This is a genomic window from Mycobacterium sp. GA-1285 (assembly GCF_001499905.1).
GTDB lineage: Bacteria > Actinomycetota > Actinomycetes > Mycobacteriales > Mycobacteriaceae > Mycobacterium.
On sequence record NZ_LQIS01000015.1, the window covers coordinates 65,561 to 81,628 of the forward strand.

Consider the following 16,068-nt stretch of genomic DNA (forward strand, 5'->3'; position numbering starts at 1 on the left):
TAGCGCGCCGAGCGTGTGGCGTTACAGGTCGAAGATCAGCAGCGTGCTGCTGGCGGTGGCCACGACCGCGCCCGATCCGTCGGTCACCACACCTTCGGCGAAGCCGATCCGCGAGCCGGACTTGGTCACGGTTGCTGTCGCGGTGAGCATTCCGCTGTCGAGGCGCACCGCCTTCAGGTAGTTCACCTTGATCTCCACCGATGTGTAGCCCTTGCCCACAGGCAGGGTGCTGTGCACTGCACAGCCGGTCACCGAATCGAGCAGGGTGCAGAGCAACCCGCCGTGAATCGCGCCGATCGGGTTGTACGCGGATTCGTCGGGGATGCAGGTGAATTCGACGAGGCCCGGCTCAACCCCCGCGATCCCGAACTGCATCAGCTCTCCGATCGGCGCGGGCGCCAGCCGGCCGTCGGCGATTGCGCGCAGATAGTCGATGCCCGCCATGGTCAGGCCCTTGGCCGTACTGGGACCCGGGGAGTGCCAGGTCACCGTGCGGGAGCGCTGCGGACCCCAGTCCTTGCGGCCGGCTGTCGTCTCCAGTTCGAGAGTCATCGCGCTTCCTTCGGTCGGTTCAGGTGGCTGAGCGGCGGGTACCGGCGCGGCCGGTCGGGGTCGGACGCGGAGACGGCGTGGGTCTGGCCCCACACCAGCAGTGCGTCGAGAACGGGCAACAGTGCCCGGCCGGAATCGGTCAACCGGTATTCATGGCGCGGCGGGGCGTCCTGGTAGCGCAACCGGTCGACGACCCCGGCTTTCTCCAGCGCCTTCAGCCTGGCCGCGATGCGGTCTCGCGGCGCGCCCGTACCGCGAACGATCTCGTCGAAGCGCGTTGCGCCCAAGACGATTTCACGTACGACCAACAGCGCCCACCGCTCGCCGACGAGCTCGAGCGCGGCCGCGATGGGACATGGGCGGCCCGGCAACTCCGCCAACGGCACGGTGGCGATCGGTGACATGGCCACCATCATGCCCTGGATAAGTTTGAAAATCAAACTCAGTGTCGAGACTGCGCATAGACCGCGAATCTGACGGCTGACGCGATCTGTGCGCAGTTTCGGCGCGGGGAAGGTCGCCGGCTTGTGCTACGAACGGGGCATGACCGCGCCGGCCCCTGACGCCTCGTCCCGCGCACCTTTCGACGACCTCGACCAGTACGTCGCGTTGCCGCGCGTCTCGGGGCTGGCGCTGTCGCCGGACGGAACAAGGTTGGTGACCACCATCGCGCAACTCAACGACAAGAGAACCGAATACGTCAGCGCGGTCTGGGAGCTCGATATCACCGGTGCGCAACCGGCGCGCCGGCTGACGCAAGGGACCAAGGGTGAGTCGGCACCGGCGTTCGCGGCCGACGGCGATCTGCTGTTCGTCGCGGTCCGTCCTACCGCGGACGACGACGAGCCGCCCGCCGCGCTGTGGCGGCTCCCGTCGACCGGCGGTGAGGCGGCGCAGGTGCTGTCGCTGCCCGGCGCCGTCGAGGCGGTGCGCCCCGCCCGTGAGGCCGACGCGGCGGTGGTGCGCTCTTCGTTGATGCCCTCGGCACGGACCATCGCCGAGGACCGCCGGCTTCGGAATGTGCGCAAGGACAACAAGATCACCGCGATCCTGCACACCGGCTACCCGATCCGGCACTGGGACTCCGACCTGGGGCCGGGCGAGCCGCACCTGCTCGACGTCGCGCTGACCGCCGATTGCGTGCGCGACGAGGATGTTCGCGATCTGACCGCCGCACCGGGCGGTGCGTTGCGCGACTCCGATTACGACCTCAGTTCCGACGGGCGGTTTGTGGTCACCACGTGGCAGCGGCCCGCGCCCGGTGCGTCCCGGCATTTGGTGCTGATGCGGATCGACCTCGACAGCGGCGAACGCACGGTGGTGGTGGACGAGCCCGACGCCGACGTGTGGAGCCCGGCCATCTCACCGGATGGTTCGACAGTCGTCTACCTCCGCGAGACGTTCTCGACGCCCGACACACCGCCGCGAATCACGCTGGGCTGCATTCGGTTTGGTGAGCTCCCACGCGTGCTCACCGACGATTGGGACCGGTGGCCGGCATCGGTGAGATGGCTGCGGGACGGCTCGGCGGTGATCGTCACCGCCGACCAGGACGGCCGGGCCCCGGTTTTCCGTGTCGACCTCGGCGAGGACGAGGTGACCCAGCTGACGTTCGACGATTACTGCTACTCCGATGTGGTGGCCGCTCCGGGCGGTGTGCTGTTCGCGTTGCGAAGCTCCTACGCCGCGCCACCCCACCCGGTGCGCATCGACCCCGACGGCGCCGTCACCGAACTTCCGTGCGCGGAGTCGCCACCGCTGCCGGGGACGTTGACCGAGCTCGAGACGACGTCGAGCGACGGCACGCGGGTGCGTTCATGGCTGGTGCTCCCGGTGGGTAACCGCGAGACGCCGCTGCTGTTGTGGATCCACGGCGGTCCATTGGCCAGCTGGAACGTGTGGTCGTGGCGGTGGAATCCGTGGCTGCTGGCGGCTCGCGGGTACGCGGTGCTGCTGCCCGATCCCGGGATGTCCACCGGTTACGGGCAGGACTTCATCAGACGCGGGTGGGGCGCATGGGGCGGCGCCCCCTTCGAGGATCTGATGGCCATCACCGACGCCGCGTGTGCACATCCCCGAATCGACGCGTCCCGAACCGCGGCGATGGGTGGGTCGTTCGGCGGTTACATGGCCAACTGGGTCGCCGGCCACACCGACAGGTTCGACGCCATCGTCACCCATGCCAGCCTCTGGGCACTCGATCAGTTCGGCGCCACCACCGATTCGTCGTACTACTGGCTACGGGAGATGACGCGCGACATGGCGCGGGCCAACTCGCCGCACCACCACGTCGGCGAGATTCGCACGCCCATGCTGGTCATCCACGGCGATAAGGACTACCGAGTGCCGATCGGCGAGGCGCTGCGGCTCTGGTACGAGTTGCTGACCCACTCCGCGCTGCCCGCCGACGCCGATGGCGAGAGCCCGCACCGGTTTCTGTACTTCCCGTCGGAGAACCACTGGGTGCTCACTCCGCAACATGCCAAGATCTGGTACCAGGTGGTGATCGCGTTCCTGGCCCGGCACGTGCTCGGTGAGGACCTCGAGGTGCCCGAGACGCTCGGGTAGCGTCGCCACCATGAGCGCACCCGAGCCGGACGGCCGGCGACATTCGACACCCGAGCGGCAATTCGACATCGTCTTGTACGGAGCCACCGGGTTCGTCGGGAAACTGACCGCCGAATACCTGGCCAAAGCCGGGGGAGATGCCCGGATCGCGCTGGCCGGCAGATCCAACGACAAGCTTCTGGCGGTCCGAGACTCGTTGGGTGACAAGGCCCAATCGTGGCCGCTGATCACCGCCGACGCGTCGCAGCCGTCGACACTGAACGCGATGGCCGCACAGGCGCGCGTCGTTGTCACCACGGTGGGGCCTTATGCGAAGTACGGCCTGCCGTTGGTCGCGGCGTGCGCGGCGGCCGGTACCGACTATGCGGATCTGACCGGTGAGTCGTTGTTCATCCGCGAGAGCATCGATCAGTACCACAAACAGGCCGGGGATACCGGTGCGCGCATCGTGCACTCGTGCGGATTCGATTCCGTCCCATCGGATCTCACCGTGTTCGCGCTGTACAGGCGTGCGCAGCAGGACAGCGCGGGTGAACTCACCGACACCAACCTGGTGGTGCGGACCTTCAAGGGAGGGGTGTCGGGTGGCACGGCCGCCTCGATGATCGAGGTCATGCGCGCGGCGTCGTCGGACCCCGAGGCGCGACGGGTGATGAACGACCCCTACACGCTGACCCCGGACCGGGCCGCCGAACCCGAACTCGGCGGCCAGCCGGACCTGCGGTGGCGGCGGGGCGGGGAGATCGCCCCGGAGCTCGACGGCTACTGGGTGGCGCCTTTCGTCATGGCTGCCGTCAACACTCGTATCGTGCGCCGCAGCAACGCATTACTGAACTACGCCTACGGGCGCCGGCTGGAGTACGCCGAGCAGATGAGCATGGGCAAGTCGGTGCTCGCACCGGTCGCCTCCGCGCTGGCCACGGCCGGCAACGCCGCGACGATGGGGTTGGGCAGCCGCTACTTCGACCGCGTGCCCAACAAACTGGTCGAACGGGTGCTGCCGAAGCCGGGCACCGGGCCCAGCGAAAAGGTCCGCGAGAACGGCCATTACACCGTCGAGACGTACACGTCGACGACCACCGGCGCCCGGTACCGAGCCGTCATGTCGCAGAAGGGCGACCCCGGCTACAAGGCCACGGCGGTACTGCTCGGGGAATGCGGCCTGGCGCTCGCGTTGGATCGGGAGAAGCTCTCCGACCTGCGCGGTGTGCTCACCCCCGCCGCGGCGATGGGCGACGCCTTGCTCGAACGCTTCCCTGCCGCGGGAGTGACGTTGGAGACGGCGCACCTGCCGGGGTAGTGCACGTCACATCCAGCCAGGACAGGGAGAACCCGCCCTGTTCGGGCCGGTTCGGGGCAGTTAGCGAGGCCGCGCGCCGCGTTCCTAGAATTGCGGGGTGACCGCCGGCCCCCAATCCTCCGCTGAAGCCCTGCCCAAGTCCTGGGACCCGGGCGCGGTGGAGAGCGACATCTACGAGGGCTGGGTCAAGGCCGGCTACTTCACCGCCGACGCGACCAGCAGCAAGCCGCCCTATTCGATCGTGCTGCCCCCGCCGAACGTCACCGGCAATCTGCACATGGGGCACGCGCTGGACCACACGCTGATGGATGCGCTGACCCGGCGCAAGCGGATGCAGGGCTACGAGGTGCTGTGGCTGCCGGGCATGGATCACGCCGGCATCGCCACCCAGACAGTGGTCGAGAAGCAACTCGCCGTCGACGGCAAGACCAAGGAAGACTTCGGCCGGGAGCTGTTCATCGACAAGGTCTGGGATTGGAAGCGGGAATCCGGTGGCACCATCGGTGCGCAGATGCGTCGCCTCGGCGACGGCGTCGACTGGAGCCGTGACCGATTCACGATGGACGAGGGCCTGTCGCGTGCGGTGCGCACGATCTTCAAGCGGCTCTTCGACGCCGGCCTGATCTACCAGGCCGAGCGCCTGGTCAACTGGTCGCCGGTGCTGGAGACCGCCATCTCGGACCTCGAGGTGAAGTACGAGGACATCGAGGGCGAGCTGGTGTCGTTCCGGTACGGCTCACTCGATGACGACGAACCGCACCTCATCGTCGCCACCACCCGCGTCGAGACGATGCTGGGTGACACGGCGATCGCGGTGCATCCGGACGACGAGCGCTATCGCGGTCTGGTCGGCAAGTCGTTGCCGCACCCGTTCCTCGACCGCGACATCATCATCGTCGCCGACGAACACGTCGACCCCGAATTCGGCACGGGCGCCGTCAAGGTGACTCCCGCGCATGACCCGAACGACTTCGAGATCGGCCTACGCCATCAGCTGCCGATGCCGTCGATCATGGACACTAAGGGTCGAATCGCCGACACGGGAACGGAATTCGACGGCATGGACCGGTTCGAGGCGCGCGTCAAGGTGCGCGAAGCGCTGGCCCGCGAGGGCCGCGTCGTCGCCGAGAAGCGTCCCTACGTGCACAGCGTCGGCCACTCCGAGCGCAGCGGTGAGCCGATCGAACCGAGGCTGTCGCTGCAGTGGTGGGTCAAGGTCGAGTCACTGGCCAAGGCCGCGGGCGACGCGGTCCGCAACCGCGACACCGTGATTCATCCGCTGAGCCTGGAACCGCGCTGGTTCGCGTGGGTGGACAACATGCACGACTGGTGCATCTCCCGACAGCTGTGGTGGGGCCACCGCATCCCGATCTGGCACGGTCCCGATGGCGAGACCGTCTGTGTCGGCCCCGACGAGACGCCACCCGAGGGCTGGGAGCAGGACTCCGACGTGCTCGACACCTGGTTCAGCTCGGCACTGTGGCCGTTCTCCACGATGGGCTGGCCCGACCACACCGCCGACCTCGCCAAGTTCTATCCGACCACGGTTCTGGTCACCGGTTACGACATCCTGTTCTTCTGGGTGGCGCGGATGATGATGTTCGGCACCTTCGTCGCCGACGATCCCGCGATCACCCTCGACGGCCGGCGCGACCCCCAGGTGCCGTTCCAGAATGTCTTTCTGCACGGGCTGATTCGCGACGAGCACGGCCGCAAGATGAGCAAGTCTCGCGGTAACGGGATCGACCCGCTGGACTGGGTGGAGATCTTCGGGGCCGACGCGTTGCGATTCACGCTGGCGCGGGGGGCGAGCCCCGGCGGCGACTTGTCCATCGGTGAGGATCACGCCCGGGCGTCGCGCAACTTCGCCACGAAGCTGTTCAACGCCACCCGATTCGCGTTGATGAACGGCGCGGCCCCCGCTGCGCTGCCGGGCGCCGCCGAGCTCACCGACGCCGACCGGTGGATCCTCGGGCGAATGGAACAGGTTCGCGCGGAGGTGGATTCGGCGTTCGACTCCTACGAGTTCAACCGCGCCTGCGAGTCGCTCTACCATTTCGCGTGGGACGAGTTCTGCGACTGGTACGTCGAGCTGGCCAAGGTGCAGCTCGCCGAGGGTGTCATGCACACGACGGCCGTGCTGGCCGCGGTGCTGGACACGTTGCTCAAGCTGTTGCATCCGGTGATGCCCTTCGTCACCGAGGTGTTGTGGAAGACGCTGACCGGTCATGAGTCGCTGGTGATCGCCGACTGGCCCACGTCATCGCGCTTCGAACTCGATCCGGTTGCCGCGCAACGGGTTGCGGATATGCAGAAGCTCATCACCGAGGTGCGTCGCTTCCGCAGCGATCAGGGGCTCAATGACCGGCAGAAGGTGCCGGCGCGCCTGTCGGGTATCCCGGGTGCGGACCTGCAGGCGCAGGCGTCCGCGGTGCGCTCACTGGCCTGGCTGACCAGCGACGGGGACGGTTTCGCGCCGAGCGCCGCGATCGAGGTGCGACTGTCGCGGGGCACCGTGACCGTCGAGGTCGACACCTCGGGCAGCGTGGATGTGGCCGCCGAACGGCGTCGGCTGGAGAAGGATCTCGCCGCGGCGCAGAAGGAACTGGCCGGCACGACAGGCAAACTCGGGAACGAGGCGTTCCTGGCGAAGGCGCCCGCGGAGGTCGTCGAGAAGATCCGCGGACGCCAGCAGGTCGCCCAAGAGGAAGTCGACCGTATCACCGCAAGGTTGGCCGCGCTGCGATGACCGAGCCGGACGACCGGCCACCCCCGGAACCCGAGCCCTCACCGGACGAGATCGCGGCGCTCCTGCAAGTCGAGCACCTACTGGACCAGCGTTGGCCGGAAACGAAACTCGAACCCAGCACGACGCGCATCTCGGCGCTGCTGGAACTGCTCGGTTCACCACAGCGCAGTTACCCGTCGATCCACATCGCGGGAACCAACGGCAAGACGTCCGTCGCGCGGATGGTCGATGCGCTGTTGACCGCACTGCACCGTCGCACCGGCCGCACCACCAGCCCGCACCTGCAGTCGGCCGTCGAGCGCATCTCGATCGACGGCAAGCCGATCAGCCCCGCGACCTACGTCGAGACCTATCGCGAGATCGAGCCGTTCGTGCAGCTGGTCGACCAGCAGTCCGAGGCCGGCGTTCTCGGAAAGGCCGGCCCCGCCATGAGCAAGTTCGAGGTGGTGACCGCGATGGCGTTCGCCGCCTTCGCCGATGCGCCGATCGACGTCGCGGTTGTCGAGGTCGGTCTCGGCGGTCGCTGGGACGCCACCAATGTCGTCAATGCCCCGGTCACGGTGATCACGCCGATCGGGGTGGACCACGCCGAGTACCTGGGGGACACCCTTGCCGAGATCGCCGCCGAGAAGGCCGGGATCATCGGCAAGCAGGAAGCCGAGATAGTGCCGTCGGGAACAGATCTCAGCACCGTCGCGATCATCGGCAGGCAGGCGCCCGAGGCGATGGAGGCGCTGCTGGCCCAGACGGTGCGTGCGGACGCTGCGGTCGCGCGTGAGGACTCGGAGTTCGCAGTGCTCGGCAGGCAGGTGGCGGTCGGCGGGCAGCTGCTCGAACTGCAGGGGCTCGGCGGCCTCTACTCCGAAATCTTTCTGCCGCTGCACGGCGAACACCAGGCACACAACGCCGCGCTGGCACTGGCGGCTGTCGAGGCGTTCTTCGGTGCGGGGGCGCAGCGCCAGCTGGACATCGAAGCGGTGCGGGCCGGCTTCGCCGCGGTGACGAGTCCCGGCCGCCTGGAGCGAATGCGAAGTGCGCCAACCGTTTTCATCGATGCCGCCCACAACCCCGCGGGCGCCGCGGCGTTGGCGCAGGCGCTGCAGGAGGAGTTCGACTTCCGCTTCCTGGTCGGCGTCGTGTCGGTGATGGGCGACAAGGACGTCGACGGCATCCTGGCCGCGCTGGAACCGGTGTTCGACCAGGTCGTCGTCACTCACAACGGATCACCGCGTGCTCTCGACGTCGAGGCGCTGGCGCCGGTGGCCGAACAGAGGTTCGGTCCCGAGCGGGTCGTCACCGCAGCGACGCTGCCTGACGCGATCGAGACCGCCACCGCGATCGTCGAGGAGTCGGCCAGCGAGGGAGAACTGTTCGGCGGCGCGGGGATCGTGATCACCGGATCCGTCGTCACCGCCGGAGCGGCACGGACGTTGTTCGGAAAGGATCCGCAATGACCGAACCGGTGCCTGTGCAGCAGCCGGACCCCTGGAAGAGCTTCCGCGGGGTGATGGCGGGCACGCTGATCCTCGAAGCCATCGTCGTCCTGCTGGCGTTGCCGGTGGTGGCGAACATCGGGGGTGGGTTCACCGCCGCCACCGGCGGGTTCCTGATCGGGATGGCGGTGATCCTGGTGCTGTTGGCCGGTGTGCAGGGCAAACCGTGGGCGATCTGGGTGAACGTGGGCCTCCAGTTGGTCCTGATCGCGGGCGTCGTCCTCGACCTGGCGATCGCCTTCGTCGGCGTCGTCTTTCTGGTCGTGTGGCTGTTCATTGCCTATTTGCGCGGCGAGGTCTTGCGCCGGCAGAAGCGGGGACTTCTGCCTGGTCAGCAGCGTCCGCCGGAGTAGCCGACTCCGGCGGCTATTCTGTGCGCCGTGACTGAGCCGATTGAACGCACCCTGGTGTTGGTCAAGCCCGACGGCGTCAGGCGGCGTCTTGTCGGTGAGATTCTGCGCCGAATCGAACGCAAAGGGTTGGCGATCGCCGAACTGCAACTGGTGACCGTCAGCGACGACCTGGCCCGCAAGCACTACGCCGAGCACGAAGGCAAGCCGTTCTTCGATTCGCTGCTCACCTTCATCACGTCGGGCCCGGTCGTGGCGGCGGTCGTGGAGGGCCCGCGTGCGATCGCGGCGTTCCGGCAGATCGCCGGTGGAACCGATCCCGTGGAGAAGGCGTCCCCGGGCACCATCCGCGGCGACCTGGCCCTGATCACTCAGGACAACCTCGTTCACGGCTCGGATTCCCCGGAGTCCGCCGCGCGCGAGATCGCTCTCTGGTTCCCCGGCAAGTAGGGGTTTGCCACCTGTCTCGCCCAGCCTGGTCGGATGGGGCCCCGTGATGTGGGATACTCGACCCGGGTGACCGGCCGCCAACCGGGACCGGACGCCCGAATGAAGACTTAGACGTGCGCGACCATCGCCACGCGTGATGCGGCGCCGACCGTCCAGCCATCATTCAGACCGGCACCGGGATGGTCCCCAGTGGGCCGCCCGGAGCGAGACCACAACAAGCTCGGGCGAAATCACCCGGGTCCATAGCGGAAGCCCTCGCGTGGCCGCGACGAACAAGACGCGCCCGGGGGCTTAAGGAGACTACGTGGCCGAAGATGCCCCAACCGAAGACCTGTCCGAACACACGCGAGAAGCGGAAGACTCTCAGCCGGAATCGTTGAGAGTGGATGTGCTCGCCCAGACGCTGGGCACGACCAGCGAGCGAGTGCTACAGGCGCTGACCCAACTGGACGGCCGTCCCCGCACCGCCGAATCCACGGTCGAGGAGGACGAGGCGCAAAGGGTGCGCCAAGCGCTCGCCGATGGCGCGGACGGGTCGCAGACGCCCGAACCCGCGGACGGCGCCGAAGCGAGCAATGGTGACGAGCCGGAGTCCCGGCTGATTCTGGAGACCCCCGCGGAGGAGACCCCTCAGCGCGCCGAATACATGCCGCTGTTCGTCGCGCCGCAACCCGTCCAATTCGAGGACGACTCCGACGACGATGACGACGACGATGACGAGGACGGCCCGGACAGTGAGGACGACCAGTCCGAGCGTCCCTCCGGCCGCCGTCGCCGTCGCGGCAGGCGCGGGCGGGGCCGCGGGCGCGGTGAGCAGAACGGCGACGACGCCGATGCCGACGGCGAGGCCAACGAGGGCGGATCGCAGGCTGCCGACCAGGACGGCGACGAATCGGACGACTCCGACGAGGACAACGGCGACGACGAGAACACCGGCACGGACGGTGCCACCCGCCGCCGTCGTCGCCGCCGTCGTCGCAAATCGGGGTCGGGGGATGAGAGCGACGCGACCTCGCCCGACGATCCGCCCAACACCGTCGTCCACGAACGAGAGCCGCGGAAGTCGGCGAGAAGCGACAAGTCCGGCAGCGGCGACGGCGAGATCCAGGGCATCAGCGGATCGACCCGGCTGGAGGCCAAACGGCAACGCAGGCGCGACGGCCGCGATGCCGGCAGGCGCCGCCCCCCGATCCTGAGCGAGGCCGAATTCCTGGCCAGGCGCGAAGCAGTCGAACGGATGATGGTCGTCCGCGACAAGGTTCGCACCGAACCGCCGCACGAGGGCGCGCGATACACCCAGATCGCCGTGCTGGAGGACGGCGTCGTCGTCGAGCACTTCGTGACCTCGGCGGCGTCCGCCTCCCTGGTCGGCAACATCTACCTCGGCATCGTGCAGAACGTGCTGCCATCGATGGAGGCGGCCTTCGTCGACATCGGCCGCGGGCGCAACGGTGTCCTCTACGCCGGCGAGGTCAACTGGGAAGCCGCCGGCCTCGGAGGCCAGAACCGCAAGATCGAACAGGCGCTCAAGCCGGGTGACTATGTCGTCGTCCAGGTCAGCAAGGACCCCGTCGGGCACAAGGGCGCCCGCTTGACGACGCAGGTGTCGTTGGCGGGCCGGTACCTGGTCTATGTGCCCGGCGCCTCGTCGACCGGCATCAGCCGCAAACTGCCCGACACGGAACGTCAGCGTCTCAAGGAGATCCTGCGTGAGGTCGTCCCGCCCGACGCCGGGGTGATCATCCGCACGGCGTCGGAAGGCGTCAAAGAAGAGGACATCCGCAACGACGTCGAACGCCTCGCCAAGCGCTGGTCGGAGATCGAGGCCAAGGCCGCCGATATCACCGCGAAGAAGGCCGGTGCGGCCGTCGCGCTCTACGAGGAGCCCGATGTGCTGGTCAAGGTGATCCGCGATCTGTTCAACGAGGACTTCACCGGGCTGACGGTCTCCGGCGACGAGGCTTGGAACACCATCAACGAATACGTGAATTCGGTTGCGCCCGAACTTCTTCCACGATTGACGAAGTACGAACCCGCATCTCCTGACGGCCCCGACGTGTTCGCGGTGCACCGCATCGACGAGCAACTGGACAAGGCGATGGATCGCAAGGTGTGGCTGCCGTCGGGCGGCACGCTTGTCATCGACCGCACCGAGGCCATGACCGTCATCGACGTCAACACCGGCAAGTTCACCGGGTCGGGCGGCAACCTCGAGCAGACCGTCACCCGCAACAACCTCGAGGCGGCCGAGGAGATCGTGCGCCAGCTGAGGCTGCGCGATATCGGCGGCATCGTCGTCATCGACTTCATCGACATGGTGCTGGAGTCCAACCGCGACCTGGTACTGCGGCGGCTGACGGAGGCGCTGGCCCGCGACCGGACCCGTCATCAGGTCTCCGAGGTGACCTCGCTGGGCCTGGTTCAGTTGACGCGCAAACGGCTCGGCACCGGTCTGGTGGAGGCGTTCTCGACGGCGTGCACCCACTGCGGCGGGCGGGGAATCGTGCTGCACGGCGACCCGGTCGACTCGACGTCGGGGAGCGCACGCAAGTCGGACAGCGGCCGGCGCGGTAAGCGCGGTAAGCGCGGCACCAAGTCCGACGACGTCGCCGTGGCCAAGGTCCCGCCGCATCCGGCGGGCGAGCATCCGATGTTCAAGGCGATGGCGGCCGCCAACGGCCGGCATGGCGCGGACGACGATGCCACCCACGAGGAGAAGCCTGAAGAGGTCGCCGAGACCGAACCCGAAGCCGAAGTCAGTTCGGCCATCCGCGCCGCGGTGATCGAGTCGGGCGAGGACGATATCGAGGACCTCGAGGACGAGGACTTCGACGAGTCCGATGAGGATGACGAGCCCGACGAGGATGACGAGTCCGACGAGGACGAGGACGAGATCGACCTGGATTCCGACGACGACGAAGACGACATCGACGACGACATCGAGGTCATCGGCGCCGAAGACGACTCCGACGAGGACTCCGACGAGGACTCCGATGAGGACGAGGACTCGGACGACGACGAGGATTCAGACGAAGACAACGAGTCCGGCGACTACGACAGCAGGGACGTCGCACCCACGGTTGTGTCCGGAGGGCGGCACCGGCGCCGGGCGGCCGCTCGGCCTGCGGGCCCACCACGTCGGGAGGGCTGAACTCGTCGCCGGGGGTGACAAGCCGTGACCTGCGGTGATTTGACCCTCGTGCGGCGACTCAAGTAGCCTTGAGCAGTTGTCGCCAGGCTCTGGATCACGCGAGCGGGCGGCAGTCGCAAACCCAGACCAGCGCAGCGGCAAATCGCGCGCGCCCAGTGAACGACGTAGGAGTGGCAGCACGATGGCGACTTACGCAATCGTCAAGACCGGCGGCAAGCAGTACAAGGTCGCGGTCGGCGACGTGGTGAAGGTCGAGAAGCTCGATTCCGACCCCGGCGCCAGCGTCTCGTTGCCCGTTGCCCTCGTCGTCGACGGGTCGAAGGTGACCTCGGACGCCAAGGCGCTCGAGAAGGTCGCCGTCACCGGTGAGATCCTCGAGCACACCAAGGGCCCCAAGATCCGCATCCACAAGTTCAAGAACAAGACCGGCTATCACAAGCGCCAGGGGCACCGTCAGCAGCTGACGGTCCTCAAGGTCACCGGCATCAAGTGATGAGCCGTCAGGCGAAGAACAGAAAGCACTGAGGGGATTCACGATGGCACACAAGAAGGGCGCTTCCAGCTCACGTAACGGTCGCGACTCCGCCGCACAGCGGCTCGGCGTCAAGCGGTTCGGCGGCCAGATCGTCAAGGCCGGCGAAATTCTGGTGCGGCAGCGGGGCACCCATTTCCATCCCGGCGTCAACGTCGGCCGCGGCGGTGACGACACGCTGTTCGCCACCGCCCCCGGTGCCGTCGAGTTCGGCTCCAAGCGCGGCCGCAAGACCGTCAGCGTCGTTCGACCGGCACCGCAGGAGGCCTGACTTCCTGCCGCGAATGTGATGCTGCTGCGACTTCCCGGCTGAAGCCGGCAGTAGCTCACACTCGTCACGGAAAGGAAGGACCGATGCCTCGCTTCGTCGACCGCGTCGTGATCCACGCGCGGGCCGGCAACGGCGGTAACGGCTGCGCCTCGGTCCACCGCGAGAAGTTCAAACCGCTCGGCGGCCCCGACGGCGGTAACGGCGGCCGCGGTGGCAGCGTAATTCTGGTCGTCGATCCGCAGGTGCACACGCTGCTCGACTTCCACTTTCATCCCCACGTCGTCGCACCGTCGGGCAAGCAGGGTGCCGGCGGCAACCGGGACGGGGCCGCGGGCGCCGACCTCGAGGTCAAGGTTCCCGACGGCACGGTCGTGCTCGACGAGAACGGCCGACTGCTCGCCGACCTCGTCGGTGCCGGCACCCGCTTCGAAGCGGCCGCTGGTGGCCGCGGCGGCCTGGGCAACGCCGCGTTGGCATCACGCGCCCGCAAGGCCCCCGGCTTCGCGCTGCTCGGCGAAAAGGGTCAGGTCCGTGACCTGACGCTCGAACTCAAGACCGTCGCCGACGTCGGACTCGTCGGCTTCCCGTCCGCGGGTAAGTCGTCCCTGGTGTCGGTGATCTCAGCGGCCAAACCGAAGATCGCCGACTATCCGTTCACGACGCTGGCACCCAACCTCGGCGTGGTGTCCGCGGGCGGCAACACCTTCACCGTCGCCGACGTGCCCGGCCTCATCCCCGGCGCCTCGCAGGGGCGAGGACTGGGGTTGGACTTCCTGCGGCACATCGAACGGTGCGCCGTGCTGGTGCATGTGGTCGACTGCGCGACGATGGAACCCGGACGTGACCCAGTCTCCGACATCGACGCGTTGGAGGCGGAGCTCGCCGCGTATACCCCGACGCTGCAGGGTGATTCGACGCTGGGTGATCTCGCCGAGCGTCCGCGTGCAGTGGTGCTGAACAAGATCGACGTACCCGACGCCCGCGAGCTGGCCGACTTCGTCCGCGAGGAGATCGTGCGCCGCTACGGCTGGCCGGTGTTCGAGGTATCCACCGTGACTCGGGAAGGGTTGCGTCCGTTGATGTTCGCGCTGTGGGAGATGGTGTCGACCTACCGCGAATCACAACCGCCGGTGGTGCCGCGGCGACCCGTCATCCGTCCCGTCCCCGTGGACGAAAGCGGTTTCACCGTCGAGCCGGATGGACGCGACGGCTTCGTCGTGCGTGGTGTCCGGCCCGAACGGTGGGTCGCCCAAACCGATTTCGACAACGACGAAGCGGTCGGTTATCTGGGTGACCGGCTGGCGCGCCTGGGTGTCGAGGATGAGCTGTTGAAGCTGGGTGCTCGGCCCGGATGCGCCGTCACCATCGGTGACGTGACCTTCGACTGGGAGCCACAGACACCCGCCGGGGTCGACGTGCCGATGTCGGGTCGCGGTACCGATCAGCGGCTCGAGCAGACCGACCGTGTTGGGGCGGCCGAGCGTAAGGCCGCGCGGCGGGAACGGCGGCGCCCCGGCGGCGAATCATGACCGCCTCAGCGCGCTCCGGCGAGTCGGCAAACCGGGAAGCGGTCCGCACCGCACGCAGCGTCGTCGTCAAAATCGGCACCACCGCGCTGACCACACCGGGCGGAGTGTTCGACGCCACCAGACTCGCGGTGCTGGTCGAGGCCATCGAGGGCCGGATGCGGGCCGGCTCGGACGTGGTGATCGTGTCGTCGGGCGCTATCGCGGCGGGCATCGAACCGCTGCGGCTGTCGAGACGCCCCGCTGACCTGGCCACCAAACAGGCCGCCGCCAGCGTCGGGCAGGTGGCACTGGTCAACGCGTGGAGCGCGGCCTTCGCACGTTATGAGCGCACCGTGGGACAGGTCCTGCTGACCGCGCACGACATCTCGATGCGAGTGCAGCACACCAACGCCCAGCGCACACTCGACCGGTTGCGGGCGCTGCACGCGGTGGCGATCGTCAACGAGAACGACACCGTGGCCACCAACGAGATCCGGTTCGGCGACAACGACCGCCTCTCGGCGCTGGTGGCGCATCTGGTCGGTGCCGACGCGCTGATCCTGCTGTCCGACATCGACGGTCTCTACGATTCGGATCCGCGAAAGGGTAACGCGCGCTTCATCTCCGAGGTGTCGCGGCCGGAGGACCTCGACGGTGTGGTGGCCGGTCGAGGCAGCCATCTGGGTACCGGCGGGATGGCGTCGAAGCTGTCGTCTGCGTTGCTGGCCGCCGACGCCGGGGTGCCGGTGTTGTTGGCGGCGGCCTCGGATGCGGCGACAGCATTGGCCGACGCGTCCGTCGGCACGGTGTTCGCACCGCGGCCCGAGCGGATGTCGGCGCGCCGGTTCTGGGTGCGGTACGCCGCGGAGGCGGCGGGGGCACTGACGCTCGACGACGGGGCGGTGCGTGCGGTGGTCGAGCAGCGGCGCTCGTTGCTGCCCGCCGGTATCACCGCGGTGTCGGGCCGGTTCTACGGCGGCGACGTCGTCGAATTGCGCGCACAGGACGGGACGATGGTCGCGCGCGGCGTGGTCGCCTACGACCGCGGCGAGTTGGCGACGATGTTGGGTCGGTCGACATCGGACCTGTCTCCGGAACTCCGCCGACCCGCAGTCCACGCCGACGACCTGGTCGCCGTCTGATC

13 protein-coding genes are annotated in these 16,068 nt (G+C 68.0%); 11 read left to right on the forward strand and 2 right to left on the reverse strand.

Going from position 1 to position 16,068, the window contains the following annotated elements; genetic code table 11:
- Positions 1-21: 21 nt before the first annotated feature.
- Together AU193_RS11530 and AU193_RS11535 are read right to left on the reverse strand one after the other, a co-directional pair.
- A complete protein-coding gene (locus AU193_RS11530) occupies positions 22-552 on the reverse strand; it encodes a PaaI family thioesterase (protein ID WP_064422510.1) in 531 nt (176 codons plus the stop codon).
- Positions 549-956 (reverse strand): helix-turn-helix domain-containing protein, encoded by a 408-nt coding sequence (locus AU193_RS11535; RefSeq protein ID WP_064422544.1) that lies wholly within the window; start codon positions 954-956, stop codon positions 549-551. Before AU193_RS11535 ends, AU193_RS11530 begins: the two co-directional genes overlap by 4 nt.
- Positions 957-1,095: 139 nt before the next feature.
- On the opposite strand from AU193_RS11535, the gene AU193_RS11540 reads away from it, so the two are divergent.
- From AU193_RS11540 to proB, 11 genes are all read left to right on the forward strand, one after another.
- Positions 1,096-3,120 carry a S9 family peptidase gene (locus tag AU193_RS11540; RefSeq protein WP_064422545.1) on the forward strand — a complete coding sequence of 675 codons (2,025 nt, stop codon included), beginning with the start codon at positions 1,096-1,098 and terminating at the stop codon, positions 3,118-3,120.
- A 10-nt stretch (positions 3,121-3,130) separates the two neighbouring features.
- Entirely contained in the window at positions 3,131-4,420 is a 1,290-nt protein-coding gene (locus AU193_RS11545) for a trans-acting enoyl reductase family protein (RefSeq protein ID WP_064422511.1), read from the forward strand.
- A gap of 97 nt (positions 4,421-4,517) precedes the next feature.
- On the forward strand, positions 4,518-7,169 hold the full coding sequence (locus AU193_RS11550) for a valine--tRNA ligase (protein ID WP_064422512.1): 2,652 nt from the start codon (positions 4,518-4,520) through the stop codon (positions 7,167-7,169).
- Positions 7,166-8,623 carry a folylpolyglutamate synthase/dihydrofolate synthase family protein gene (locus AU193_RS11555; protein WP_064422513.1) on the forward strand — a complete coding sequence of 486 codons (1,458 nt, stop codon included), beginning with the start codon at positions 7,166-7,168 and terminating at the stop codon, positions 8,621-8,623. Before AU193_RS11550 ends, AU193_RS11555 begins: the two co-directional genes overlap by 4 nt.
- Positions 8,620-9,015, forward strand: coding sequence for a DUF4233 domain-containing protein (locus AU193_RS11560; protein ID WP_064422514.1), 396 nt, complete (start codon positions 8,620-8,622; stop codon positions 9,013-9,015). Before AU193_RS11555 ends, AU193_RS11560 begins: the two co-directional genes overlap by 4 nt.
- Before the next feature lie 39 nt (positions 9,016-9,054).
- Positions 9,055-9,462, forward strand: coding sequence for a nucleoside-diphosphate kinase (ndk, locus tag AU193_RS11565; RefSeq protein ID WP_064422546.1), 408 nt, complete (start codon positions 9,055-9,057; stop codon positions 9,460-9,462).
- Positions 9,463-9,766: 304 nt separating this feature from the next.
- Complete coding sequence (locus AU193_RS11570) at positions 9,767-12,613, forward strand: Rne/Rng family ribonuclease (protein ID WP_064422515.1); 2,847 nt, start codon at positions 9,767-9,769, stop codon at positions 12,611-12,613.
- Positions 12,614-12,794: 181 nt separating this feature from the next.
- A complete protein-coding gene (gene rplU, locus AU193_RS11575) occupies positions 12,795-13,106 on the forward strand; it encodes a 50S ribosomal protein L21 (RefSeq protein ID WP_064422516.1) in 312 nt (103 codons plus the stop codon).
- 43 nt (positions 13,107-13,149) lie between these two features.
- Positions 13,150-13,416 carry a 50S ribosomal protein L27 gene (rpmA, locus tag AU193_RS11580; protein WP_064405722.1) on the forward strand — a complete coding sequence of 89 codons (267 nt, stop codon included), beginning with the start codon at positions 13,150-13,152 and terminating at the stop codon, positions 13,414-13,416.
- Positions 13,417-13,499: 83 nt separating this feature from the next.
- A complete protein-coding gene (gene obgE, locus AU193_RS11585; RefSeq protein WP_064422517.1) occupies positions 13,500-14,945 on the forward strand; it encodes a GTPase ObgE in 1,446 nt (481 codons plus the stop codon).
- A complete protein-coding gene (gene proB / locus AU193_RS11590; protein ID WP_064422518.1) occupies positions 14,942-16,066 on the forward strand; it encodes a glutamate 5-kinase in 1,125 nt (374 codons plus the stop codon). Before obgE ends, proB begins: the two co-directional genes overlap by 4 nt.
- Positions 16,067-16,068: the final 2 nt, after the last annotated feature.

Bases quoted from the DNA above. Each gene is read 5' to 3' on its own strand.
- AU193_RS11535 (WP_064422544.1), bottom strand. From the start codon at position 956: ATGTCACCGATCGCCACCGTGCCGTTGGCGGAGTTGCCGGGCCGCCCA.
- AU193_RS11545 (WP_064422511.1), top strand. From the start codon at position 3,131: ATGAGCGCACCCGAGCCGGACGGCCGGCGACATTCGACACCCGAGCGG.
- rpmA (WP_064405722.1), top strand. From the start codon at position 13,150: ATGGCACACAAGAAGGGCGCTTCCAGCTCACGTAACGGTCGCGACTCC.
- AU193_RS11540 (WP_064422545.1), top strand. From the start codon at position 1,096: ATGACCGCGCCGGCCCCTGACGCCTCGTCCCGCGCACCTTTCGACGAC.
- AU193_RS11555 (WP_064422513.1), top strand. From the start codon at position 7,166: ATGACCGAGCCGGACGACCGGCCACCCCCGGAACCCGAGCCCTCACCG.
- rplU (WP_064422516.1), top strand. From the start codon at position 12,795: ATGGCGACTTACGCAATCGTCAAGACCGGCGGCAAGCAGTACAAGGTC.
- AU193_RS11530 (WP_064422510.1), bottom strand. From the start codon at position 552: ATGACTCTCGAACTGGAGACGACAGCCGGCCGCAAGGACTGGGGTCCG.
- proB (WP_064422518.1), top strand. From the start codon at position 14,942: ATGACCGCCTCAGCGCGCTCCGGCGAGTCGGCAAACCGGGAAGCGGTC.
- obgE (WP_064422517.1), top strand. From the start codon at position 13,500: ATGCCTCGCTTCGTCGACCGCGTCGTGATCCACGCGCGGGCCGGCAAC.
- AU193_RS11560 (WP_064422514.1), top strand. From the start codon at position 8,620: ATGACCGAACCGGTGCCTGTGCAGCAGCCGGACCCCTGGAAGAGCTTC.